General features: G+C 54.1%; 24 protein-coding genes and 1 other RNA gene. All 25 read left to right on the forward strand.

Features of this window, described 5'->3' with window-relative positions; all coding sequences use genetic code 11:
* Positions 1–159 precede the first annotated feature (159 nt).
* The 25 genes from MKY58_RS07520 (at position 160) to rnpB (ending at position 23,421) form a co-directional block, all read left to right on the forward strand.
* Positions 160–531 carry a hypothetical protein gene (locus MKY58_RS07520; RefSeq protein ID WP_339324068.1) on the forward strand — a complete coding sequence of 124 codons (372 nt, stop codon included), beginning with the start codon at positions 160–162 and terminating at the stop codon, positions 529–531.
* Between the two features lie 313 nt (positions 532–844).
* Positions 845–1,204, forward strand: coding sequence for a histidine triad nucleotide-binding protein (locus MKY58_RS07525; protein WP_036712330.1), 360 nt, complete (start codon positions 845–847; stop codon positions 1,202–1,204).
* Positions 1,205–1,456: 252 nt separating this feature from the next.
* Positions 1,457–1,630, forward strand: a complete 174-nt coding sequence (gene rpsU, locus MKY58_RS07530) for a 30S ribosomal protein S21 (protein WP_036712328.1) — start codon at positions 1,457–1,459, stop codon at positions 1,628–1,630.
* 16 nt (positions 1,631–1,646) lie between these two features.
* On the forward strand, positions 1,647–2,090 hold the full coding sequence (locus MKY58_RS07535; protein WP_036712327.1) for a GatB/YqeY domain-containing protein: 444 nt from the start codon (positions 1,647–1,649) through the stop codon (positions 2,088–2,090).
* A gap of 278 nt (positions 2,091–2,368) precedes the next feature.
* On the forward strand, positions 2,369–3,670 hold the full coding sequence (locus MKY58_RS07540) for a nodulation protein NfeD (protein ID WP_339325080.1): 1,302 nt from the start codon (positions 2,369–2,371) through the stop codon (positions 3,668–3,670).
* A 97-nt stretch (positions 3,671–3,767) separates the two neighbouring features.
* Positions 3,768–4,766 (forward strand): flotillin-like protein FloA, encoded by a 999-nt coding sequence (floA, locus tag MKY58_RS07545; RefSeq protein ID WP_339324069.1) that lies wholly within the window; start codon positions 3,768–3,770, stop codon positions 4,764–4,766.
* 14 nt (positions 4,767–4,780) lie between these two features.
* Positions 4,781–5,362, forward strand: a complete 582-nt coding sequence (locus MKY58_RS07550) for a hypothetical protein (protein ID WP_339324070.1) — start codon at positions 4,781–4,783, stop codon at positions 5,360–5,362.
* 208 nt (positions 5,363–5,570) lie between these two features.
* Positions 5,571–5,864, forward strand: coding sequence for a sporulation protein YqfC (yqfC, locus tag MKY58_RS07555; RefSeq protein ID WP_212947212.1), 294 nt, complete (start codon positions 5,571–5,573; stop codon positions 5,862–5,864).
* Positions 5,861–7,060 (forward strand): sporulation protein YqfD, encoded by a 1,200-nt coding sequence (gene yqfD / locus MKY58_RS07560; protein WP_339324071.1) that lies wholly within the window; start codon positions 5,861–5,863, stop codon positions 7,058–7,060. Before yqfC ends, yqfD begins: the two co-directional genes overlap by 4 nt.
* Positions 7,061–7,066: 6 nt before the next feature.
* The gene (locus tag MKY58_RS07565) at positions 7,067–8,038 is read left to right on the forward strand and encodes a PhoH family protein (RefSeq protein WP_339324072.1); all 972 of its coding nucleotides are present in this window, start codon (positions 7,067–7,069) and stop codon (positions 8,036–8,038) included.
* 14 nt (positions 8,039–8,052) lie between these two features.
* Positions 8,053–10,311 carry an HDIG domain-containing metalloprotein gene (locus MKY58_RS07570; protein WP_339324073.1) on the forward strand — a complete coding sequence of 753 codons (2,259 nt, stop codon included), beginning with the start codon at positions 8,053–8,055 and terminating at the stop codon, positions 10,309–10,311.
* A gap of 3 nt (positions 10,312–10,314) precedes the next feature.
* A complete protein-coding gene (ybeY, locus tag MKY58_RS07575) occupies positions 10,315–10,812 on the forward strand; it encodes an rRNA maturation RNase YbeY (protein ID WP_036712317.1) in 498 nt (165 codons plus the stop codon).
* Positions 10,812–11,195 (forward strand): diacylglycerol kinase family protein, encoded by a 384-nt coding sequence (locus MKY58_RS07580; protein WP_339324074.1) that lies wholly within the window; start codon positions 10,812–10,814, stop codon positions 11,193–11,195. Before ybeY ends, MKY58_RS07580 begins: the two co-directional genes overlap by 1 nt.
* Before the next feature lie 28 nt (positions 11,196–11,223).
* Complete coding sequence (locus tag MKY58_RS07585; protein WP_036712313.1) at positions 11,224–11,637, forward strand: cytidine deaminase; 414 nt, start codon at positions 11,224–11,226, stop codon at positions 11,635–11,637.
* 136 nt (positions 11,638–11,773) lie between these two features.
* Positions 11,774–12,676, forward strand: coding sequence for a GTPase Era (era, locus tag MKY58_RS07590; protein WP_339324075.1), 903 nt, complete (start codon positions 11,774–11,776; stop codon positions 12,674–12,676).
* A gap of 112 nt (positions 12,677–12,788) precedes the next feature.
* The gene (locus MKY58_RS07595) at positions 12,789–12,944 is read left to right on the forward strand and encodes a YqzL family protein (RefSeq protein WP_212947207.1); all 156 of its coding nucleotides are present in this window, start codon (positions 12,789–12,791) and stop codon (positions 12,942–12,944) included.
* A 36-nt stretch (positions 12,945–12,980) separates the two neighbouring features.
* The gene (gene recO, locus MKY58_RS07600) at positions 12,981–13,739 is read left to right on the forward strand and encodes a DNA repair protein RecO (RefSeq protein WP_339324076.1); all 759 of its coding nucleotides are present in this window, start codon (positions 12,981–12,983) and stop codon (positions 13,737–13,739) included.
* A gap of 371 nt (positions 13,740–14,110) precedes the next feature.
* Positions 14,111–14,992 (forward strand): glycine--tRNA ligase subunit alpha, encoded by an 882-nt coding sequence (gene glyQ / locus MKY58_RS07605; protein ID WP_212947205.1) that lies wholly within the window; start codon positions 14,111–14,113, stop codon positions 14,990–14,992.
* Complete coding sequence (gene glyS / locus MKY58_RS07610; protein WP_339324077.1) at positions 14,992–17,067, forward strand: glycine--tRNA ligase subunit beta; 2,076 nt, start codon at positions 14,992–14,994, stop codon at positions 17,065–17,067. The genes glyQ and glyS overlap by 1 nt, the downstream gene beginning before the upstream one ends.
* A 181-nt stretch (positions 17,068–17,248) precedes the next feature.
* On the forward strand, positions 17,249–17,707 hold the full coding sequence (locus MKY58_RS07615; RefSeq protein WP_036712307.1) for a YaiI/YqxD family protein: 459 nt from the start codon (positions 17,249–17,251) through the stop codon (positions 17,705–17,707).
* 49 nt (positions 17,708–17,756) lie between these two features.
* Entirely contained in the window at positions 17,757–19,577 is a 1,821-nt protein-coding gene (gene dnaG / locus MKY58_RS07620; RefSeq protein WP_339324078.1) for a DNA primase, read from the forward strand.
* 41 nt (positions 19,578–19,618) lie between these two features.
* Entirely contained in the window at positions 19,619–20,755 is a 1,137-nt protein-coding gene (gene rpoD / locus MKY58_RS07625; RefSeq protein WP_339324079.1) for an RNA polymerase sigma factor RpoD, read from the forward strand.
* A gap of 288 nt (positions 20,756–21,043) precedes the next feature.
* Positions 21,044–21,820, forward strand: coding sequence for a tRNA (adenine(22)-N(1))-methyltransferase TrmK (locus tag MKY58_RS07630; protein ID WP_339324080.1), 777 nt, complete (start codon positions 21,044–21,046; stop codon positions 21,818–21,820).
* Positions 21,796–22,917 carry a Nif3-like dinuclear metal center hexameric protein gene (locus tag MKY58_RS07635; RefSeq protein ID WP_339324081.1) on the forward strand — a complete coding sequence of 374 codons (1,122 nt, stop codon included), beginning with the start codon at positions 21,796–21,798 and terminating at the stop codon, positions 22,915–22,917. The genes MKY58_RS07630 and MKY58_RS07635 overlap by 25 nt, the downstream gene beginning before the upstream one ends.
* Positions 22,918–23,009: 92 nt before the next feature.
* Positions 23,010–23,421: RNase P RNA component class A (rnpB, locus tag MKY58_RS07640), an RNA gene on the forward strand.
* Positions 23,422–23,694: the final 273 nt, after the last annotated feature.

A 23,694-nucleotide genomic window follows, 5' to 3' on the forward strand; every position in this document is an offset into this window, starting at 1 on the left:
CGCGCGAATCGTTTGCTCCGGCATACGGACGAGATTCCGCATGTTTTCGGTGCGGGGTTTCTTTTTTTTATTTTTTTTGGTTGTCCGCTATTCATAGGCAGTAGCCGTTCGCCCAGTCGTGAATATGATGATCCTGTAAATCGCTGACTGGGGAGGATCATGAAAGTGGAGAAACTTGAGGCCAAAGAAGTATGCAAAAAACATATGTACCGGTATGTCAGAGCCACGATGTCGGACGGAAGCGTCCACGACGGTTTTATCGAGCATGTGGACGAAGAAAAGGTGTACCTTGCGATTCCGATCGGCCATGAAAACATGCCTTACCATCATGGATATGCGAGTCCTTACGCGGACTGCTGGGATCCCTGTTACCGTGTTCCCGAACAGGAAGCCCGGGCGTTCTTCCCGTATTTTCCCTATGGCTATGGCTTCGGATATCCTTTCTATGGTTATCCGTTCGGACGCCGTTTTCGGCGCCTGGCATTGCCGCTATTCGGCCTGACCGCGCTATCCCTGCTGCCGTTTTTTTGAGAATAGACAGGGGGCTAAGCCCCAAGAATACATCCGGATAGCTCAAGTCAAAATGCCTTGCTTCAAGGGGCCGGGTTTTAAAGCAGGTGCTTGGACGGATGCTTCATGTCGGACGACGATCCGAAATGCTGCAGTCAAAAGGAACGCGGAAAGCCCTCCATCATGGAGGGCTTTTTTGGCAGACATCGGCAGCAGGGAATCGCGAGGAACCTGCCGGGCCGAAGGCGGCATTTTTTGCCTGCGATGGACGGGTTCCCCCAAAATCCGGTATGATAGGAGTAAATCAAACAATACATATCGGAGGCGAAAAACGATGGACTGTCTCTTTTGCAAAATCGTCGAAGGCAGCATTCCTTCCCAAAAGGTTTTTGAAAACGAACAAATTTTGGCGTTCAAGGACATTCAACCCGCGGCGCCCGTGCATGTGCTCATCATTCCGAAAAAACATATCGCGACGATGAACGACGTGGCGGAGGAAGACCTTCCGCTGGTCGCCGAAATGCACAAGGCGGCGCAGCAGATCGCCAAGGAGCTCGGCGTGGCGGACACCGGCTACCGTCTCATCAACAACTGCGGGCCGGACAGCGGACAAGCGGTGTACCACATCCATTACCATCTGCTCGGAGGGGCCAAATTGGGCGCTTTGACAGGGATTTCGGACTCGCACGCCTAAACGGAATGTTTCTTGAACCATCCGGCAGGCTGACCCCAAATGGTGGTTCGGCTTCGGCCGGACCGGGCCTTTTTTTTGTTGCGGTGGAAATGCCCGGCTGCCTGCGGTTGCGGATGGATGAAAGCGGCGTGAAAGGGTTTTTCTGAAAAAATGGGCGTCAAGGTTGACACCCTATTTCTATTTCACCTATAATTAAATTTGATGAACCGTGTTATTGCTCTTGGACGGTCTGGTCGGAGGGAGGGAAAACTGGTGTCTGAAACTAAAGTTCGCAAAAACGAGTCTATTGATGCTGCACTTCGCCGCTTTAAGCGTTCCATCGCTAAGGATGGTGTATTGGCTGAGGTGAAGAAACGCAAGCATTATGAGAAGCCAAGCGTAAAGCGCAAGAAAAAGTCCGAGGCTGCTCGTAAGAGAAAGTTTTAGGAGGAACTGAACTATCATGAGTCTTAGCGAACGATTGAACGAAGATATGATACAAGCGATGAAGAGCAAAGACAAGTTCAAGCTCTCCACTATTCGAATGGTTCGTTCAACGATCAAGAATCTTGAAATAGATTTGAAAAGAACTTTGGATGACAACGAAGTGCTTGATATCCTCAGTCGTGAAATTAAACAGCGCAAAGATGCCCTCCAAGAATTTAAAAAAGCGGATCGAGACGATCTTGCAGCAAATGTCGAAGCAGAAATTGAGATTATCGGTCAGTATCTTCCCGCACAGCTTTCCGAAGAAGAAATAAAAGTTATTGTACAGCAGACCATCCAGGAAACCGGTGCTTCTTCGAAAGCCGACATGGGTAAAGTGATGAGCGCGCTAATGCCGAAAGTCAAAGGCCGCTCCGACGGAAAAGTTGTGAACCAAGTGGTTCAGCAATTTCTGCAATAAAACATAACGCAAAGCACCCCTTTTTTAAGGGGTGTTTTTTCATGTTTGGAGGCAAAGGACCGTTCGATGGTCGAAAAAGCGCCGCGGATCCGCGAACAGCCTTTATGAATCCATGGTTTGGCGGGCATTTTTGTTCATAAACTGAAACGTTAAGCCTTCTGCTGCGTAATAAGTACCATATGCTGGACAGTATATTATAATTATGGTGAAAGGGGGGAAATTGGTTGGAACGATCCGAATGCGGGAACAGGTTTCACAGATGGCTGGTTCCTTTGATCATGCTGGTTTTGGGAATGGCTGCATCGTTTCCGAATCAGGCGGGAGCCGAAACGGCGAAAATGGCGCCCGTTTACGTAATCCCGGTGGATCAAAAGATCGAAACCGGGCTCGAAAAATTCATGAAACGCGGATTTAAGGAAGCCGAAAAAATGAACGCGGGGCTGATCGTGCTCGATATCAATACGCCCGGCGGGCTGGTTACGACAGCGCAAAACATCGGAAAAATGATCCGCGAAAGCAAAATCGAAACGGTTGCATACATACGCGGAAATGCAGCTTCCGCAGGAAGTTACATCGCCTTGAACGCCGACAAAATCGCGATGTCTCCGGGAAGCATGATCGGGGCCGCCGCGATGGTGGATGGCACGGGCAAACGGGTGGAGGACCCGAAGCTGGTGGCCGCCTGGAAATCGGAGATGGCGGCAGCCGCCGAATCAAGCGGCAGAAACGCCAAAATCGCGGCAGGCATGGCGGACATCAACATGGTGGTCGACATGCCGGAGATCGGGGAAACGAAAGAAAAAGGCGAAATTATCGCATTATCCAGCGAGCAGGCGCTAAAGGTCGGATACGCCGACAAAATTGCTTCATCGCCGGAGGAAGTCGTCTCATGGATGGGTTACGCGAACGATGACCTGATCCAGGTAGAGCGTACGGGGGCCGAAAAAATCGCGGCGTTTTTGACCCATCCCGTCGTGATGACGATTTTGCTGTTCCTCGGCATCGCCGGCATCGTGATCGAACTGATCGTTCCGGGATTCGGCGTCCCGGGCATCATCGGAGTCGCGGCTTTCGTGTTGTATTTCTTCGGGAATTACGTCGCGGGTTTCGCCGGCAATGAAACGTGGCTGCTCTTTATTGTGGGCCTGATCTTGATGATCTTGGAAATGTTCGTACCAAGCTTCGGCATTTTGGGCGTGCTGGGCGCCATCAGCCTGGTCGCCGGCGTGGTCCGGGCCGCCTACGACACGAGCCATGCCATGGTATCGCTCGGGATCGCGTTCATTGCGGCCTTGATCGTCGTGGTAATCGTAGCGTTCATCTTCAAAGAGCGCGGCATCTGGAACCGCTTTATCCTGAAAGAATCCCTGACCAAAGAGCAGGGATACGTGCCTACCGAAGCCCGGGAGTTTCTGGTCGGCAAGGAAGGCGTCAGCGTCACGCCGCTGCGTCCGGCGGGAACGGTCCTGATCGACGGCGAACGGGTGGACGTAGTGACGGAAGGGGAGTTCGTGCCGACGGATACCGCCGTGACCGTGATTCATGTCGAAGGCGCGCGCGTTGTCGTCAAACCGAAATAAATCCCTTCTCTTGCGATGAATGGTGTAACATGGTAACTGCAAGGGAATAACGGTGTCATACCCGATAACCGTAAAAACAATAGGAGGATTGCATGTTATGACAACTTCTTTGATCCCGATTCTGCTGATTGCTGTCGTGGTAATCATCGTATTAAGCGTATTTTTCAGCTTCTTTCCGCTTACGCTGTGGATTTCGGCCTTGGCCGCAGGCGTCCGCATCAGCATCATCACCTTGGTAGCCATGAGGCTCCGCCGGGTAACGCCGAGCCGGATCGTCAATCCGCTGATCAAAGCAACGAAAGCGGGGCTTGGGCTGAATATCAATCAATTGGAAAGCCACTATCTGGCCGGCGGTAACGTAGACCGGGTAGTCAACGCCCTGATCGCCGCGCAGCGCGCGAACATTCCGCTGGAGTTCACCCGTGCGGCAGCGATCGATTTGGCGGGCCGCGACGTGCTGCAGGCCGTGCAAATGAGCGTCAACCCACGCGTGATCGAAACGCCGGTCGTCGCCGCCGTGGCGAAAAACGGCATCGAAGTGAAAGTTAAAGCGCGGGTAACGGTCCGCGCAAACATCGACCGCCTCGTCGGCGGCGCGGGGGAAGAAACGATTATTGCCCGCGTCGGCGAAGGGATCGTAACGACCGTCGGTTCCAGCGACGCGCATAAGGACGTGCTGGAGAACCCGGACAGCATCTCCCGCACCGTGCTTGCCAAGGGGCTGGATGCGGGAACGGCGTTCGAGATCTTGTCCATCGATATCGCGGACGTGGACGTAGGCAAAAACATCGGCGCCTATCTGCAGACCGAGCAGGCTGAAGCCGATAAGCGCATCGCCCAGGCGAAAGCGGAAGAACGCCGCGCCATGGCCGTTGCGCAGGAGCAGGAAATGAAAGCCCGCGTCGTCGAGATGAGGGCGCGCGTCGTCGAATCCGAATCCGAAGTTCCGCTGGCGATGGCCGAAGCGCTCCGGTCGGGCAAAATCGGCGTGATGGATTATATGAACCTGAAAAATATCGAGGCGGATACGCAAATGAGAGGCTCGCTCGGCAAGCTGGGCGAGGGAGATCAGAACGGCTCCCAAAATAACAAGTAGGGAATGATGCATCCATGTGGATCTTGGAAAATTTCTATTGGATCCTGATTATCTTATTTGCGGTCATCTCCGCTTTAAGCAAAAGCGGCAAATCCAAGCAAAAACAAAATCCGCGGGGCATGCCGACGTTCGGCGGAGGCAACGGCAGGGATCACAGGGACGCCCGGAAGGAGCCAAGGGGATTTTCGGGCTCCCCTGACGTTGCCGGCGAAGCTGCCGATTCCCGCAGATCTGCCGCAGGCGACGCGAACCTTTCGGGACGTAGGCATGCCGAGGCGTCCGGCCGGACTTCGCCGTTCGGCGATGCTCCAGTGGCCGGCCCGGATTATGACACCGGCGAGGGCGTGTCCGAAATGTGGCAGGACGGTCGGCCGGAAACGCTCGAAGATTCCAATGCGGCCATGCAGATGCACCTGGATCGGGTCAACGCCTCGCTGGACCGGATTGAGCAGACGGAGCCAGCGCCGTCTTTAGACCGGCAGGCGGCACAGCCGAGGCCGGTCTCGCGCCTGGCGAAGGAAGCCCGGAACGGCGTGGTCTGGGCCGAAATTCTCGGCCCGCCCCGGTCGAAACGGCCCTATGGCGGGCCCAAGTAAACCTTAGGGGCATCGAGCCTAAACCTTTTATATTTAAAAAGCCTTTTCTGTTTATCGGCATCCGATCAACAATCGGATCCGGGGCGGAAAAGGCTTTTTTCGTGCATGCGTACGAATCTTGTCCGTTTCCGTGAAACAGCCTGAAAACTCTCATAAATCGGCCGGACCGGGCATAAGTTGTAAAGTACAGGAAGGGGGAAGCCTTCGTATGACCCGGATCAGCCGCAGGCTGCGGAAATGGACAAATGAAGTGCTGGATTTGCCGCAGGACGTGTTGCTTGACCTGCCGCGGATTACCCTGGTTGGAAACAAGGAGTTGACCGTCGAGAATCACCAGGGCGTGCGTCATTTTTCGGAGAACAAAATGATTCTTTCCTTAAACCAGGGCGTGCTCGAAATCGAAGGCGCCGAACTCATGATCCGGGCGATATTGCCGCAGGAGGTCATGATCGAAGGAATCATCCGCAATATAAAATATACAGGAATGGGGGAGAGCTCATGAAAATACCTACACTTTCCGGCGTGCGCGGGTGCGTACAGATCACGGTCAGGGGAGAAGGAATCAATCGCTTGATCAACGCTTTGGCGGAAGCGGGCATTCCCGTGTGGGATATCCGGCCCGCCAGCAACAACCAAACGGCAGACATGAAGCTGCTCCTGAGGGATTTTCATGCTCTTCGCCCCTTGCTGAAGCGGACAGGCTGCAGGATGCATGTCGCCCGCCGGATCGGTCTGCCTTTCCGTTTGGCCAAGCTGTACAAGCGTAAATTTTTCGCGGCCGGCATCGGCGCGTTTTTCCTGCTGCTGTTCGTTCTTTCTTCCCTGGTATGGAACATCAACGTGGTAGGCAACGAAAAAATTCCGACCGAAGATATTTTGAAGGCGGCGAAAGAGGAAGGCGTCCGGCCTTACCAGTGGATTTTCCGTTTGAAGGAACCGGACAAGCTGTCGCGCGCGCTCAGCCTCAAGCTGCCTGAAACGTCCTGGATCGGGGTGGAAAGAAAAGGAACGACGATCACCATCCAGGTAGTGGAAGCCGAAAAGCCGGAGAAAGAGCCGCTTGCCAGCCCGCGCCATTTGGTGAGCAAGTCGGATGCGGTGATCACGAGCATTTATGCCGAGCAGGGGCGTCCGCTCGTTCAAAAAAACACGCGCGTCAAAAAAGGACAAGTGCTGATATCCGGCATTTTGGGCGACGGGGTGGCCCGTTCGCAGGTCGTGGTAGCCAAAGGCGAAGTGAAAGGCCTCGTATGGCATGAATATAAGCTGGAGGTACCTCTCGTCCAGAAACGGAAAATATATACGGGAGAAAGGAAAGACAAAAGTTATCTCGTCCTCGGAAACCGCGCCATCCAGCTGTGGGGTTACGGGAAAGAGCCGTTTGCGAAATCCGAGACGCTCACCGAACGCGATCCGCTCACTTGGCGTTCCATCGCCCTTCCGATCGGTTGGATGACGGAAAAGGTCATGGAGGTTACGGAAACGCAGGAGACGCTGCAGCCCGAAGAGGCGAAAAAGTTGGGGCTTGAAGCGGCAATTCGCGATATTTTGGCGAAATACGGCAACGATTCGCAGATCATCAGCCAAAAAATTTTGCATGAGAAGAGAGAGAATGGTAAAGTTTATATGAAAGTGCTTTTTGAGGTGGAAGAAAAGATTGCCGAAGAACTTCCCATAGTTCAAAGTCAAGGAGAATGAGGCTATTTGTCAGAAAAAAACCACAGCGCGCAAATTTCATTGCATAGTGCAGGCGAAGGCCTGTCCATTTTCGGACCTCAGGATATGTTTTTGAAGATGATCGAAGCGCAGATCCCGGCCCAGATCGTCTCCCGGGAGGCGGAAATCACGATCCGCGGGGAACTGCGGGACGTGCAGGTGGTCGAGCATCTGTTCGAAGTTCTGCTTGAGCTCGTCCGGAACGGTTATATCCTTTCGGAACGGGACGTCGCCTATGCCATCGACCTTGCCAAGGATTTTCGGGCCGACCAGCTGCTCGATCTGTTCAAGGGAGAAATCACGACCACGTTTCGCGGCAAGCCGATCCGGGTCAAGACCATCGGCCAGAAGCACTATGTAACGACCATCCGCAAGCGGGACATCGTGTTCGGAATCGGGCCTGCCGGTACGGGGAAAACCTATCTGGCGGTCGTGTTGGCCGTTGCCGCTTTGAAGGAAGGCGCCGTCAAACGCATCGTGCTCACGCGTCCCGCCGTCGAGGCGGGAGAAAGCCTCGGGTTTCTGCCGGGGGATTTACAGGAAAAGGTTGACCCGTATTTGCGTCCGCTTTATGATGCCCTGTACGACGTGATGGGCCCGGAGCAGACGGCCAAAGCGCTCGAAAGAGGACTGATCGAAATCGCGCCGCTCGCGTATATGCGCGGCCGTACGCTGGACGACTCCTTCATCATTTTGGACGAAGCCCAGAACACGACCCCTGAACAAATGAAAATGTTTTTGACCCGTCTCGGCTTTGGCTCGAAAATGGTCATCACCGGCGACGTGACGCAAATCGACTTGCCGCGGGGCAAAAAATCCGGGCTGATCGAGGCGAAACATATACTGGAAGGCATCGAGGAGATCGGCTTCGTTCATTTCGCCGAGCAGGATGTCGTCCGTCACTCTCTCGTTCAAAAAATAATCACTGCTTACGACAAAGCTGCAGAAAATCAAGATTAGAGGGGATTATCTTTATGACTTCGAAAGAAACGTCATCAGGCAAATCTTTCTCAATGAAACATGTCGGCTGGAAACATAGCGCAGGGACCCGCTATGTTCTCTTTTTATGTCTGGCTGTGCTGTTTTATGTCAGTCTGGCTCCGAATCTGCTCCCGGAACGGTACAACATCCACGTAGGGGCGCGCAGCGAGAAAGAAATCCGGGCGCCGATGCAAATCCCGAACAATAAGGCGACGCTGAAGGCGCAGGAGCAGGAAGCGGAACGCGTGCAGCCGATTTATACGATCGTGACGGTGCCGAACGAAAATCTGGTCGTGTCCATTTTGGATCGGATCGACCGGCTCAACCAGGATGACCAGGTATCCCGCGAAGATAAAATCGCCATCTACAAGCTTGAGATCCCGCAGCGGGCCAAGGACTTTATTCAAAATTTCGTCAATGCCAACCGGTCGTCGGCGAACTACTCGGACAAGCTGCTGGATGAAATGCTGAAGGTGACCAACCAGCAGAGCTATAAAATTCCGGAAGAGACGTTCATCAAAATTCCGCGGCTCACTTCCCAGGACATCGCCGAAATGAAACCCGTCGCCCGGGAGATCGTATCCCGCCTGACCAACGACCAGGTCGTCGAGGCGCAGGCGGCCCGCGCGAAAGTGGCGGAGCTCGTCAGCGCCAGCACGCTCAACCAGCGGACGGCCCGGGAGGTCGTGCAGGAGCTGTCCAAGCTTGCCATCACGGCGAACAAATTCTATGATGAGGAAGCGACCAAGGAAGCCAAGGTGCAAGCGAGGGAAAACACCCAGCCGGTGTACATCAAGCAGGGCGACGTGCTGGTCGCGAAAGGGCAGCTGATCACGGAAGATTTGTACAATCTGCTCGATGACAACGGTTTGCTTAAAAACGAAGTCAATTATTGGCCTCAGCTGGGGCTGCTCATGCTGTCTTTGCTGATGTCCGGGGGCTTGCTGCTGTTTATCCGGCAGACGGACCCGAACAAATTCAAGTACAACAACTCGCAGCTTCTGATGCTTGTACTGATCTTTATTATTACCGTCATCTCCATGCATTTGGCCGGCATCCTGCAAAGCACGGAAAGGCCTTACATCGGATACGTCGCGCCCGTGGCGATCGGAGCTACGCTCGTGACGCTGCTGCTGGACATGACGCTGGCGTATTTTTGCTCGATGTTGTTCTGCATTTTGGCCAGCGTCATTTTGAACGTGCATCAGGGACAGATGTTCGACTTTACCTTCGGATTTTTTTCGCTGGTCGCATCGGTGGTGGCCATCTTTTCGATCCACCGCGCGAGCCAGCGGTCCACGCTGCTCAAGGGCGGCATTATGGTCTGCCTGTTCGGTTCGCTGTCGGTATTCATCATGACGGTGATCGGAAGCGGCGGCCAATGGAATCAGATCCAGACGCTTTACGCGATCGGTTTCGCTTTTGCCGGGGGCCTGCTCACCGCCATTTTGGCGATCGGGCTGATGCCGTTTTTCGAAGTCACGTTCGGCATTTTGTCGGCGCTGAAGCTGGTCGAGCTGTCCAACCCCAACCATCCGCTGCTGCGGAAGCTGCTGACGGAGACGCCGGGCACCTATCACCACAGCGTGATGGTCGGCAATCTGTCCGAAGCCGCCGCGGAGGCGATCGGCGCGGACGGGCTGCTCTGCCGCGTGGGTTCGTATTACCACGATATCGGGAAAACCAAACGGCCGAGTTATTTCATCGAAAACCAGAACAATATGGGGAACCCGCATGATAACCTGGACCCGAAAATGAGCAAATCGATTATCATCGCCCATGCGCGGGACGGGGTGGAAATGCTGAAGGAATATAAAATTCCGAAGCCGATCCGGGATATCGCCGAGCAGCACCACGGCACGACGTTCCTCCAGTATTTCTACCACAAGGCGCTCCGCCTGGCGGAAGAGCAGGGCAAGGAGCCCGATTTTACCGAGGAGGATTTCCGTTATCCCGGTCCGAAAGCCCAGTCCAAGGAATCGGCCGTCATCGGCATTGCCGACAGCGTGGAAGCGGCGGTGCGTTCCTTGCGGAACCCGACCGTGGATCAGGTGGAATCGATGATCGAAAAAATCATCAAAAGCCGGCTGGACGATCACCAATTCAATGACTGCGACTTGACGATGAAGGAACTGGACATCATCGCCAAAACACTAAAAGAAAGCGTCATGGGGATCTTCCATTCCAGGATCGAATACCCGGAAGAAATCAAAAAGAACAAAACGACTGAAGAAACGAGAAGGAGCGGTTAGAACATGGGACTGCAGCTAGCATGGACGAACGAGCAGCAGGAGCTTGCAATCGGCGACGAACTGATCGCGACGCTCGAGCTGCTGCTGCAAAAAGCGGGCGAGGCCGAAGGCATCCGGGAAGGCGAAGTGGCGCTGACGTTCGTCGATGACCAACAAATTCATGAACTGAATAAGGAGTACCGCGGCATCGACCGCCCCACGGACGTGCTTTCCTTTGCCATGAACGAACATACGGACGAAGAGCTGGACATCGTTTACGAGCTGGAAGAGGGAGAAGAGCTTGCGGATCTGCCCGAAATGCTCGGGGATATTATCATTTCCGTGAATCGCGCGCAGGCGCAAAGCGAAGAATATGGACATTCCCTGGAACGTGAAATCGGATTTCTGTTCGTTCACGGATTCCTGCACCTGCTGGGCTACGACCATCAGGACAAAGAAAGCGAAGCCGAAATGATGGGCAAACAGGAAGCGGTCCTGGCCGAAGTGGGGCTTACGCGTTAATGCCGAAAAGGACGTTTTGGGCCGCGTTCGGATATGCGGCGCAAGGGATTATTTACGCGCTGCGGACGCAGCGCAACATGAAAATCCATGCGGCGGCGGCCGTGGCCGTCATAGCGGCGGCGGCGCTGCTGCATGTATCGTGGGAAAGATGGGTCGCGCTTTTGTTTGCGATTGCGCTTGTCATGGCCCTGGAACTGGTCAACACGGCGCTGGAGTCGGTGGTGGATTTGGCATCGCCCGAACTCCATCCGCTGGCCAAAGCGGCCAAAGATACGGCTGCCGGCGCAGTGCTGCTGGCAGCTGTTTTTGCCGCCATCACCGGGGTGATCGTGTTTTATCATCCGGTAATTGGCCTTTTAGGCTGGGGCGAACCCCATCAATAGTTTTTCGGAATTCGAAGGAGGATCATCCATGGAATCAGCATTGTTATTGCAAGAAGCGATTAAAGCGCGCATGAACGCTTATACGCCGTATTCCCATTTTGGCGTCGGCGCTGCGCTGCTCGACCAGGAAGGACATGTCCACCATGGCTGCAACGTCGAAAACGCGGCGTTCGGGCCTACCAACTGCGCGGAACGTACGGCATTGTTCCGTGCGATCGCCGACGGGCACAAAGCGGGAAGCTTCCAGGCGATTGCCGTCGTCGGCGATACCGAAGGGCCGATTTCCCCTTGCGGCGTGTGCCGGCAGGTCCTGCTCGAACTATGCAAACCGGACATGAAAGTCATCTTGGGGAACTTGAAAGGCGACATGATGGAAACGACGGTAAGCGAGCTGCTTCCGGGGGCTTTTGGTCCTTCGGATCTGGATCGTGCCAAGAAGTAATATAAGCAGCATTCTTTTTTTGGGGCCCGTTTCCGCGGCCGGGTTCGGTTCGTCCGTCCCGGCCTTAGCGGATTCAGGGCCCCGGACGGTCTTTCGCGAAATGCGGGAGGATCATTTAAGGAGGTCATGTGTCAATATGGCGAAACCGGCATTCAAATCCGGCTTTGTGGCAATCGTCGGCCGGCCGAACGTAGGCAAATCCACGCTGATGAATCAGGTCATCGGACAAAAAATCGCGATCATGTCCGACAAGCCGCAAACGACGCGAAATAAAATCCACGGGGTATACACGACCGAGGAAACCCAGATCGTATTTCTCGATACGCCCGGCATTCATAAGCGCCAATCGAAGCTTGGCGATTACATGAACCAAACCGCGCTGAATACGCTGAAGGAAGTGGAGGCCGTATTATTCCTGGCCGACGTTTCGGAAGGATTGGGCGGCGGGGACCGGTTTATTATCGAACAGCTGAAGGGCGTAAAGACGCCGGTCATTCTCGTGCTGAACAAAATCGACAAAATCGAGCCAGATGCGCTGCTTCCGATCATCGACGAATACAGCAAGCTGCATGAGTTTGCGGAAATCGTGCCGATTTCGGCTTTGAGCGGCAACAACGTGAACCGCCTGCTTGAACAGGTGGAAAAGTATTTGCCCGAAGGCCCGCAGTATTATCCGGCCGACCAGGTAACGGACCATCCGGAGCAATTTGTTTGCGCCGAGCTGATCCGCGAAAAAATTCTGCATATGACCCGCGAGGAAGTGCCGCATTCGATTGCGGTAACGATCGAGGACATGCGCGTGCAGGAGAACGGGGTCGTATACATTTCGGCCGTCATTTTCGTTGAAAGGGATTCCCAAAAAGGCATTATCATCGGGAAGCAAGGCGCCCTGCTCAAAGAAGTCGGCAAACAAGCCCGGCAGGATATTCAAAATTTGCTGGGTTCGAAGATATTTTTGGAATTGTGGGTCAAAGTAAAAAAAGACTGGCGCAACCAGGAACGCGTTCTTCGTGACCTCGGCTTCCACCGCGACGCCTAACCGGCGGCGACCGCCCTCATCTGGCAGGAATTGCTTTACATAGATCCGGTTCGTTCGCCGCATCCTATTTTTGAAGATGCAGACGCCATTTCCAAAGAAAGGATGAATACGAATGCGAGACTTTTCGTGGAAGTATTTTGCGATGACTGGAGATGTGGATGCTTACCTGCTCTATAAGGAATACGCGGGCATGTCGGTAGAGGAAGCGGCTGCGGCGCCGGAGATGGCGGCAGCGGAAGAGACGGGGAATTATGAAGAAAACGAATGATTTGTGGCTGCTCCGGGAATGGCTGGGGGAAGAGGCATGCTATACAGGGTGGAAGGGATCGTCATCCGCAGCATGGACTACGGCGAAGGGAACAAAATCATTACGATTTGCACCGAAAACTCGGGCAAAGTAGGCGTGCTGGTCCGCGGGGCCAAAAAGGTCAAAAGCCGCCACGCTGCTTTAACGCAGCTGTTTACGGAAGCGGAATACGTCTTCTTCAGGAACGGAACGGGCCTTGGAACGCTAAACTCCGGCGAAATCATGAACTCGCATCACGGCCTGAGGCAGGATTTGATTTTGGCGGCGTATGCGTCCTATGCCTGCGAGCTTCTTGACAAGGTCCTGCAGGACGAGGAAACGGGAAGCTTTTGGTATCAGCAGTTAAAGGCTTGCCTGAACGCGCTGGAGGAAGGCAAAGATCCCGGAATTATCATCAATCTGTACGAAATGAAAATTCTTCAGACGGCGGGATACGGACCCGAACTCCTTTCCTGCATTTCTTGCGGCAAGGATTTGAGCGAAGACGACCATGCGTCCGTAAGCCCGAGATTGGGCGGCGTATTGTGCCGGTCCTGCAGGCATCTGGATCCGCCGGCGATGAACCTGTCGCCCAAGAGCTTGAAGCTGCTGCGGCTGTTCGCCAGGCTCGACCTTCGAAGACTGGGCCACGTCGACGTCAAAGACGAAACGAAAGCCGAGCTTAAAGCCGTTATGCGCGCTTTTATGGACATGCAGCTCGGACTTAAACTGAAGTCGCAAAGCTTTTTGGATCAGATGGAAAAGTACGGACTGTAACGATGTTGACTTCTCTTTGGGAATCCGGTAATATATATAAAGTTTCTATTCATTGTCTGACATGCGTTGAACGGAAGAGTAGTGGATTTCGGATTCCCAGCAGCGAACCGGGGACGGTGCGAGCCCGGTGGAACGGATTCATGAAAGGCAGCCGGGAGCATGAGATGAAATCGGCTAAAAAGTGGATTGCGGTTCTCCGGTAACGGGAACGGCAGTCAAGTAGGGTGGAACCGCGGGAATGACAGCTCTCGTCCCTATGTCTGTGTTTGCAGGCATGGGCGGGAGCTTTTTGATGTCCCGGTGATGGCCTGCAGCGGATGAAGCAAGCTGACAACCATTGCAATGCCATGATTAGTAAAGGAGAGGCTCATATGAACTTTCAGCAGATGATTTTGACCCTGCAGCAGTTTTGGGCAGCACAGAATTGCATTATCGTGAACCCTTACGACACGGAAAAAGGCGCCGGCACGATGAACCCGATGACCTTTTTGCGGTCGCTGGGACCTGAACCGTGGAAGGTGGCATACGTCGAGCCTTCGCGTCGTCCTTCCGACGGACGTTACGGCGAAAACCCGAACCGTTTGTACCAGCACCACCAGTTCCAGGTCATCATCAAACCTTCGCCGGACAACATCCAGGAACTGTACCTGGAAAGCTTGAAGGCGCTGGGCGTGGATGCGCTGCACCATGATATCCGCTTTGTCGAGGATAACTGGGAGAATCCGTCGCTCGGCTGCGCCGGCCTTGGCTGGGAAGTATGGCTTGACGGGATGGAAATTACCCAGTTTACGTACTTCCAGCAGGTGGGCGGGATCGAGACGCATCCGGTATCCGTCGAAATCACGTACGGCATGGAACGCCTCGCTTCCTACATTCAGGAAAAAGAAAATGTGTTCGATCTGGAATGGGTGGACGGCATCACTTACGGGGATGTGTTCCATCAGCCGGAATACGAGCATTCGAAATACACGTTCGAAGTGTCCGACGTCAAAATGCTGTTTACCCTTTTCAACATGTACGAACAAGAAGCCAAAAAAGCGATGGATCAAAACCTCGTGTTCCCGGCTTACGATTACGTGCTGAAATGCTCGCACACCTTTAACCTTCTCGATGCCCGCGGCGCCATCAGCGTTACCGAGCGAACAGGCTATATCACCCGGGTGCGCAACCTGGCCCGCCAGGTCGCGGCGACGTACGTGGAGGAACGCGAGAAGCTCGGCTTCCCGCTGCTGAAGAAAGGAGGCGACCTGTAATGGCTAAGGATCTGTTGTTTGAAATCGGTCTGGAGGAAGTGCCTGCGCGCTTTTTGCGGGCCGCAATGGAGCAGTTGAAGGAAAAAACGGTTCAATGGCTGGAACAATCCCGTTTGTCCCACGGTGCCGTAGAGGCTTATGCCACCCCGCGCCGTTTGTCGGTGCTCGTGCATGGCGTGGCGGAGAAACAGGAGGACGTGGAGGAAGAAGTCAAGGGTCCTTCCCGCAAAATCGCCCAGGACGAAAACGGAAACTGGAGCAAAGCGGCGCTTGGTTTCGCACGCGGGCAAGGCGTGGATCCGGAGCAGTTTACCTTTAAGGAACTGAACGGCGTCGAATACATCTACGTGACCAAAAGCAGCACGGGCGTCGATACGGCATCCATTTTGGCCGAAGGTTTGCTTGGCATTTTGTCTTCGATGAACTTCCCGAAAAACATGCGTTGGGGAAGCTACGATTATAAATTCGTCCGCCCGATCCGCTGGCTCGTCGCCATGTTCGGCTCCGACGTCATCGATTTGGAAGTGACCGGCGTAAAATCCGGCAACGTGACGCGCGGGCACCGTTTCCTCGGAACCGAAGCCGTGCTTTCCGATGCTTCCGAATACCGGGAAGCCCTCCGTTCCCAGCATGTCATCGTGGACGTGAAGGAACGCGAAAACATGATCCTGGAACAGATCGGAAAACTCGCGCAGGAGAAAAACTGGAAAATCGCCATCAAGGACGATTTGCTCGAGGAAGTGCTTTTCCTGGTCGAAACGCCGACCGTATTGTTCGGAACGTTCGATCCGTCGTTCCTGAACATTCCGCAGGAAGTGCTAATCACGTCCATGCGGGAGCATCAGCGTTATTTCCCGGTGCTTGACGAACAGGGCAAGCTGCTGCCGTTTTTCGTGACGGTGCGCAACGGCGACGACCGTTCGCTCGACGTCATTGCCAAAGGGAACGAAAAGGTGCTGCGCGCACGGCTGTCCGATGCGAAGTTTTTCTACGACGAAGACCAAAAGCTTGAAATCAAGGACGCGCTGTCCAAGCTGGAAAGCATCGTCTTCCATGAGGAGCTCGGCACGGTGGGCGACAAAGTCCGCCGCATTCGCAAAATCGCCGACCAGCTGGGCGAAGCGCTCCAAATCTCCGGAACGGAGCAGGAATACGTCAGCCGCGCCGCGGACATCTGCAAATTCGACCTCGTGACGCAAATGGTATACGAGTTTCCGGAACTGCAGGGGGTTATGGGCGAAGATTACGCGCGCAAGGCCGGAGAAAACGAAGCGGTCGCCAAAGCGGTGTTCGAGCATTACCAGCCGCGTTCCGCGTCGGACGATTTGCCTGCTTCCCTGGTGGGTTCGATCATCAGCATCGCGGATAAAATCGACACGATCGTGGGCTGCTTCTCGATCGGCATCATCCCGACGGGATCCCAGGATCCGTACGCCCTGCGCCGCCAATCCCAAGGGATCGTTCAAATTCTGCTCGCGAAGCAAATGCCGCTGACGCTTTCGCAAATTTTCGGCATCGCCATCGACGTTCATGCCCAATTCCGGGAGATGAAACGCGAGGGCAGCGAAATCCGCAAAGACCTTGAGGAATTTTTCGGCCTGCGCGTGAAAAAGCTGCTGTCCGAAAACCTCCGTTACGACGTCGTCGACGCCGTCATTGCCGCAGGATTCGACGACGTGATGTCCATCGTGTCCCGCGGGGATGCGCTGATGAACGCCGTGGGCGGCGGCGACGAGTTCAAAACGACGGTCGAGTCCTTCAACCGGGTAAGCAATCTCGCCGCGAAAGCCTCTAAGGCTGCGGTCAGCGAAAGCTTGCTTCAGGAAGAGGCGGAAAAGGAACTGCACGCTGCTTGGCTGCAAGTGCAGAAGCCGTACTCCACCGCTCTTGAACAGCGGGACGGGGCCAAGGCGCTGGGCATTTTGGGCGAACTGAAACCGGCCATCACGAATTTCTTCGATTCCGTCATGGTCATGGCCGAAGACGAAAAAGTCCGGGCCAACCGCTTGGGACTTCTCGCGCAAATCGATCAGGGCTTAAAGCAGTTTGCCGATTTTAACAAGCTTGTCTGGTAGGATATAGATTCGCCGAACGTACGGAACGGGAAAGCACCCAGTGCTGGCCTGTTCCGTATTTTCGGAAAGCTGTCAGAAGTTGTTATTGGGCCGCAAGAAGGATTTTCGCATCCATTGGGCGTATATTACGTATATACGAGTATGGCAAACCATGATTACAGGGTGATATATTCTGGCTGATATGCATACGATCCACATCGTCGTCGACGGGGACGCCTGTCCCGTAAAGCGTGAAATTGGCGAGACAGCTAGAGCCTTCCGCATTCCTGTGCTGATGGTTTCTTCTTATGACCATTTTATCGAGGCCGAAGAGGGCGTTCAAACGATCCAGGTCGACCGCAGCGACCAAAGCGCGGACCTGTACATCGCCAACCACATCCAAGCCGGTGACGTCGTCGCGACGCAGGACTACGGTTTGGCCGCGCTTGCCCTTGCGAAAGGCTGCCATGCGATATCGTTCCGGGGGCAAAGCTATACGCGGGAAAATATCGAATTCATGCTCGATCGGCGCCATCATCAGGCCAAAGCCAGGCGAAGAGGCAGCTACGGCAAAGGCCCGAAACCGATGACGCAGGCGGACAAATTGCTTTTTCAACAGAAACTGACAAAACTTTTGCGCAGATTGCAGGAGAATGTTTAACAGTAGCGAATAATATTTTACGTGCCAAAAAGAGATGAAGGTGGTTTGGATGAATGCCGGACATGGCAATATACCGGAAAAAGTGATCGATGCGGTGCTGGACAAGCATGATATCGTCGATACGGTAAGCAGGTACGTTCATCTGACCAAGCAGGGGAAATACATGAAAGGCCTCTGCCCGTTTCATTCGGAGAAAACCCCCTCTTTTACGGTGACGCCGGATCGGCAGATTTTCTACTGCTATGGCTGCGGCAAGGGCGGAAATGCCATCAAATTCAGGATGGAAATCGAAGGGTTATCCTTTCCCGAGGCCGTCAAACTCATGGCGGAAGAAAGTCATATCGAACTGCCGGAAGGACCAGGGGCTGTCGTGATTCCTCCGAATCCGGAGCGAGACCGTCTGCTACAGGCCTACGAGTGGACTGCCAAATTTTATCACTATTTGCTCAAAAACACGGAGCATGGCAAAGCGGCGATGGACTATTTGCGTTCGCGCGGCTTTAACGACAAAATCATCGATCAGTTTCAGATCGGCTATGCCCCGGACCGTTGGAATACGATTGTTCAGTTTCTGACCAATCGATCCTTCGACTTGCAGGAGATGGAAAAAGGCGGGCTGTTGTCCAAACGAAGCGACGGGGAAGATTATATCGACCGCTTTCGGGGCCGTGTCATGTTTCCGATCTGCGACCGCAACGGCAAAGTCATCGCTTTTGCGGGCAGGGTGCTCGGCGACGGGCAGCCGAAATATTTGAATTCGCCCGAAAGCAAGCTGTTCAACAAAAGCCGGATTTTGTACAATCTTCATCAGGCCAAACCGTCCATCCGCAAGCTGCGGCAAATCGTATTGTTCGAAGGATACGGCGACGTGATTTCGGCTTGGGAAGCAGGCGTGCAAAACGGCGTGGCCACCATGGGCACCTCGCTCACGGAAAGCCATGCGGCCATGATGAAAACGATGGCGGAGGAGATCGTCGTTTGTTACGACGGGGACCGGGCCGGACAAGCTGCTGCAATGAAGACCATTCCGCTTCTCGAGGGAGTCGGTCTGAGGGTGAAAATCGCCGTCATTAACGAAGGCCTCGATCCGGACGAATTCATCCGGCAATACGGCGGGGACCGCTTTAAGCGCCAGATCATCGACGGAGCGGTTTCAACGACGAAATTTAAGCTTATATATCTGAAAAAAAACCATATACTGCTAGAAGAAGACGGGAAAATCGCGTATACGAAGGAAGTGCTTCCGATTATCGCGGGACTGCCTTCATCGACCGAGCGGGAAGTTTATTTAAAGGAACTTGCCGCGGAGCTTGAGCTTTCCTTCGAAAGCCTGAAGCAGGATTGCAACGAGATCCGCCAATCCATGTTAAAAAACGCGCCGGATGGGGATAATAACGACAAAAGGTGGAATAATGGTAGGCATAAAAAAGGGCAGGTGTCCGCACCTGTTTTACTGCCGGCATACCATACTGGAGAACGGCGCCTTTTGGCCATGATGCTGCAGGATGCCGAAGCCGCGAGCTACGTGCAAAAAAGGCTCGGCGACGCATTTAACATTGATGATCATGCAGCGATTGCTGCTTATCTATATGCCTATTACGCACAGGGCAAACCCCCGGATATCAGCCGCTTCATGTCGTTTTTGCACGATGACCGTCTGGAGAAGACCGTTAGCTCCATCTCTATGATGGATACTCCGCCGGAGTGGAACGTGCAGGAGCTTGAGGATTGCATTCGGGAAGTACAGAAAGTTCCGCAGAAAAAACAGATCGACAAGAAGAGAGAAGAAATGATCATTGCCGAGCGTTCAGGGGACTTTTTGCGTGCTGCACAAATTGCAAGTGAGATTATAGCCCTAGAGAGACAATAAAGAACAGGCTTGAATGTTTCTAGGGAGGAGGGAGTCGAGTTATGGCGAATGATCAGCATACTGAACTAGAGACAGAGTTTACGCTTGATCAGGTAAAAGACCAGCTGATTGAACAGGGTAAAAAAAGATCTTCTTTGAACTACAAAGACATTATGGAGAAACTCTCTCCATTCGATCAGGACGCTGAACAGATTGACGAATTTTATGAACAGCTCGGCGATCTTGGCATTGAAGTGGTCAACGAAAGTGATGAAGACGACAACCCTCTTCACCATCCGTCCGATGATCACGAGAATGGCGACAGCGACGATTTCAACTTTGACGACGACCTGTCCTTGCCGCCAGGCATCAAAATCAACGACCCCGTCCGGATGTATTTGAAGGAAATCGGCCGCGTGCCGCTCCTTTCGGCAGACGACGAGGTGGAACTGGCGAAACGGATCATGAACGGGGACGAAGAAGCGAAACGCCGGCTTGCGGAAGCGAACCTGCGTTTGGTGGTCAGCATCGCGAAACGTTACGTCGGCCGCGGCATGCTGTTCCTCGATTTGATTCAGGAAGGCAATATGGGCCTGATCAAAGCGGTCGAGAAATTCGACCATAATAAAGGATTCAAATTCAGTACGTATGCAACCTGGTGGATTCGTCAGGCGATCACCCGTGCCATTGCGGACCAGGCGAGAACGATCCGGATTCCGGTTCATATGGTGGAAACGATCAATAAGCTGATCCGGGTATCCCGTCAGCTGCTGCAGGAATTGGGACGCGAACCGACGCCGGAAGAAATCGCGGCCGAAATGGAGCTCAGCGTAGAGAAGGTTCGGGAAATCATGAAAATCGCCCAGGAGCCGGTATCGCTTGAAACGCCGATCGGCGAAGAAGACGATTCGCATCTTGGCGATTTTATCGAGGATCAGGAAGCGCTCGCTCCAGCGGACGCTGCAGCTTACGAGCTTCTGAAGGAACAGCTGGAGGACGTGCTCGATACGTTGACGGAACGCGAGGAAAACGTTCTTCGTCTCCGCTTCGGTCTCGATGACGGCCGGACGAGAACGCTGGAGGAAGTGGGCAAAGTGTTTGGCGTCACGCGCGAACGCATCCGCCAAATCGAAGCCAAGGCGCTGCGCAAACTGCGCCATCCTAGCCGCAGCAAACGGCTGAAAGATTTTCTCGAATAAATTCATGTTCAGACCTTCTGCCGCATGCGCAGACAGGTCTTTTTTTCCGCCTTTTTGCCGATAAAGGAAAATAGGATTCGCGGTTTTTCTTGCTTTTAGAACTATTTCCTTTATTTGTTGTTTTTATTTTAGCGCTTTTTCCAAGCCAATGCAAATGAGATGACCCGATGACTCGGCGCCATCCGGACTTAAGCCGTTCCTTTCGGCTTCGTGCATTTGCAGGATGCGCACGGGTTTGATACGGTATAAAAAGGATATAAAAACCAAAAAAAGATGCGTGGGTGCGATATGAAATTATCAAGAAGACTAGAGACGATCATGAAGCTCATACCAAAGGAAAGCGCGCTGGCGGACATCGGTTCGGACCACGCGCTGCTGCCCGTGGCTGCGGTGCAATCCGGGCGGGCCGTCCGGGCCGTGGCCGGAGAAGTGAACGACGGGCCGTTGCAAGCCGCCGCCAAACAAGTGGCGGAAGCCGGCCTTACGGACGTCATTTCGGTCCGCAAGGGCGATGGCTTGGCGGTGATCGAAGCGGGTGAGGCCAACGTCGTGACGATTGCGGGCATGGGGGGCAGCCTGATCGCGAACATTCTGGATCGCGGCGAGGACAAGCTCGAACAAGTCGAACTGTTGATCCTGCAGCCGAACGTCGGGGAGGACATTCTCCGCCGGTGGCTCATGGAACATGGCTGGCTGCTGACGTCCGAATGCATTTTGGAAGAAGACGGGAAGATATATGAAATTTTGACCGCGGTTCCCGAACTTTCGGACCAGCGAATCAGCAATCGCCTGTTATATGAAGACCAGGAATGGCCGAAAAGCAGCGGCGAAGGCACCTTTACGGTGACCCGGGACCTTCTGCTGCGCATGGGACCTTGGCTGCTCAAGGAGCCGACGCCGGTTTTGATCGACAAATGGAACCAAGAGCTGGATAAGCTGCAGGGCATTTTGGACTCGTTGTCCGCCTCGAAGCTGGAATCCGCGGCACTAAAAGCAAAACAGGTGCAGATGGAGATGGATCAGATCAAGGAGGTACTCGCATGTTTGCAAAAGGACAGACCGTAATTCAATATATGGAGCAGCTGGCTCCCAAACATTTGGCTTATCCGGACGACAAGGACCGGATCGGGCTCCAGCTTGGAACGTTGCAGAAAGAAATCCGCACGGTGATGGTCGCGCTGGACGTCAACGAAGAGGTCGTCGACGAGGCGATCCAAGCGGGGGCTGATTTGATCATTGCCCACCATGCGATCATTTTCCGTCCGTTAAGGCATATTCAAACCGATTCTCCCGCGGGGAAAGTATATGAGCGGCTCATCAAGCATGATATAGCCGTATACATCGCGCATACCAATCTCGACAACGCCGGATGGGGCATGAACGATTGGATGGCGGAAGCGCTTGGCATCCAAAACCCCGTGCCTGTCGACGAAACCCAGCGGGAACAGCTGTACAAACTGGTCGTGTTCGTGCCGGCGACCCATGCCGACCAGGTCCGCGAGGCGGTGCTGAATGCGGGTGCCGGATCGATCGGGAACTACAGCCACTGCAGCTTTAACGTCGACGGTACCGGAACCTTTTTGCCGCAGGAGGGTACGAACCCCTTCCTTGGTTCCGTCGGCAAAATGGAGCAGGCCGCGGAAGTGCGGATCGAGACGATCGTGCCGCACGGTATCCGCGGCAGCGTCATTCAGGCGATGCTTAAAGCGCATCCTTACGAAGAGGTCGCTTACGACGTGTACCCGCTTGATTTGAAAGGGAAGGCATACGGTCTTGGCCGAACCGGGAAGCTGGAGTCGGAGATGACGCTGGCTGCGTTTGCGCAGGTCGTCAAAGAAAAGCTGGACGTGCCTCATGTCCGCGTTGTCGGCGATCCCGACCGGGTCGTCAAAAAAGCGGCCGTCATCGGCGGATCCGGCAGCAGATATTACCAGGCGGCCCGTTTCCGCGGGGCCGATGTACTCGTCACGGGCGACGTCGACTACCATACGGCGCAGGATGCATTGGCAGCGGGGATCGCTTTGATCGATCCGGGGCACAATGCCGAAAAAATCATGAAGGCAAAGGTTGCGGAATGGCTGCAGGAGCAGCTGGACAAACATCGGTACGACACGAAAGTGATTGCGTCGGCCGTCAATACCGAGCCGTTCCGCTTCATGTGAATTCGCATCCAGGCGAAATTCTCCAATGCTTCCAGACAGTTGAGGATTGAAACGAATTCGAATTCCTAGTATACTATAATATAGTTGTCCGGAAAGTTTGACAGACAATCGCTGGCGGCGCGTAAGGCGCCGCGAGAGGAAAGTCCGGGCTCCATAGGGCAGGGTGCTGGATAACGTCCAGTCAGCGCGAGTTGAAGGATAGTGCCACAGAAATGGACCGCCGATGGCCGCTCATGCGAGCGGATCAGGCAAGGGTGGAACCGAGGTGTAAGAGACCCCGAGGAACGCTGGTGACATCGTTCCTGGTAAACCCCACCTGGAGCAAGACCTAATGGAACGCAGCTTCTTGATTGAAGCAGCCTTTGCCCGAGGCGCGTTCGGGTTGGTCGCTTGAGCCAATCAGCAATGGTTGGCCTAGATAGATGATTGTCGCTCATCTGCGGGAGGGTAGTTCCCGTCCGTACCGCAACGAGCACAGAACCCGGCTTACGTAAAACTTTCCAAACTGCAACAACTGTATCATTCATTTGAACTCGTTTGAAGGCGGCATGTCCGGTTGTACCGGAATGCCGCCTTTTTATGTTGCTTTCTTTTCCGGGTCTGAAAGACGAGCCTGATTTAGTCAAACACCTCGTAAACAAGGGCATTCGTACAAACAGAGGCGATTCAACCATAATAAAATGTACTAAATCACGAAAGGAGCTGTTTACAAATGCATCCTCATTGCTTCCACTGTCCGCCAACGGACCCCGTTTATACAGATCCATCCGTCGTTTA

This window comes from Paenibacillus sp. FSL W8-0194 (assembly GCF_037969745.1).
Taxonomy (GTDB): Bacteria; Bacillota; Bacilli; order Paenibacillales; family Paenibacillaceae; genus Paenibacillus_AQ; species Paenibacillus_AQ cookii.

Bases quoted from the DNA above. Each gene is read 5' to 3' on its own strand.
- MKY58_RS07520 (WP_339324068.1), top strand. From the start codon at position 160: ATGAAAGTGGAGAAACTTGAGGCCAAAGAAGTATGCAAAAAACATATG.
- MKY58_RS07525 (WP_036712330.1), top strand. From the start codon at position 845: ATGGACTGTCTCTTTTGCAAAATCGTCGAAGGCAGCATTCCTTCCCAA.
- MKY58_RS07535 (WP_036712327.1), top strand. From the start codon at position 1,647: ATGAGTCTTAGCGAACGATTGAACGAAGATATGATACAAGCGATGAAG.
- MKY58_RS07540 (WP_339325080.1), top strand. From the start codon at position 2,369: ATGCTGGTTTTGGGAATGGCTGCATCGTTTCCGAATCAGGCGGGAGCC.
- floA (WP_339324069.1), top strand. From the start codon at position 3,768: ATGACAACTTCTTTGATCCCGATTCTGCTGATTGCTGTCGTGGTAATC.
- MKY58_RS07550 (WP_339324070.1), top strand. From the start codon at position 4,781: ATGTGGATCTTGGAAAATTTCTATTGGATCCTGATTATCTTATTTGCG.
- yqfC (WP_212947212.1), top strand. From the start codon at position 5,571: ATGACCCGGATCAGCCGCAGGCTGCGGAAATGGACAAATGAAGTGCTG.
- yqfD (WP_339324071.1), top strand. From the start codon at position 5,861: ATGAAAATACCTACACTTTCCGGCGTGCGCGGGTGCGTACAGATCACG.
- MKY58_RS07570 (WP_339324073.1), top strand. From the start codon at position 8,053: ATGACTTCGAAAGAAACGTCATCAGGCAAATCTTTCTCAATGAAACAT.
- ybeY (WP_036712317.1), top strand. From the start codon at position 10,315: ATGGGACTGCAGCTAGCATGGACGAACGAGCAGCAGGAGCTTGCAATC.
- MKY58_RS07580 (WP_339324074.1), top strand. From the start codon at position 10,812: ATGCCGAAAAGGACGTTTTGGGCCGCGTTCGGATATGCGGCGCAAGGG.
- MKY58_RS07585 (WP_036712313.1), top strand. From the start codon at position 11,224: ATGGAATCAGCATTGTTATTGCAAGAAGCGATTAAAGCGCGCATGAAC.
- era (WP_339324075.1), top strand. From the start codon at position 11,774: ATGGCGAAACCGGCATTCAAATCCGGCTTTGTGGCAATCGTCGGCCGG.
- MKY58_RS07595 (WP_212947207.1), top strand. From the start codon at position 12,789: ATGCGAGACTTTTCGTGGAAGTATTTTGCGATGACTGGAGATGTGGAT.
- recO (WP_339324076.1), top strand. From the start codon at position 12,981: ATGCTATACAGGGTGGAAGGGATCGTCATCCGCAGCATGGACTACGGC.
- glyQ (WP_212947205.1), top strand. From the start codon at position 14,111: ATGAACTTTCAGCAGATGATTTTGACCCTGCAGCAGTTTTGGGCAGCA.
- glyS (WP_339324077.1), top strand. From the start codon at position 14,992: ATGGCTAAGGATCTGTTGTTTGAAATCGGTCTGGAGGAAGTGCCTGCG.
- MKY58_RS07615 (WP_036712307.1), top strand. From the start codon at position 17,249: ATGCATACGATCCACATCGTCGTCGACGGGGACGCCTGTCCCGTAAAG.
- dnaG (WP_339324078.1), top strand. From the start codon at position 17,757: ATGAATGCCGGACATGGCAATATACCGGAAAAAGTGATCGATGCGGTG.
- rpoD (WP_339324079.1), top strand. From the start codon at position 19,619: ATGGCGAATGATCAGCATACTGAACTAGAGACAGAGTTTACGCTTGAT.
- MKY58_RS07630 (WP_339324080.1), top strand. From the start codon at position 21,044: ATGAAATTATCAAGAAGACTAGAGACGATCATGAAGCTCATACCAAAG.
- MKY58_RS07635 (WP_339324081.1), top strand. From the start codon at position 21,796: ATGTTTGCAAAAGGACAGACCGTAATTCAATATATGGAGCAGCTGGCT.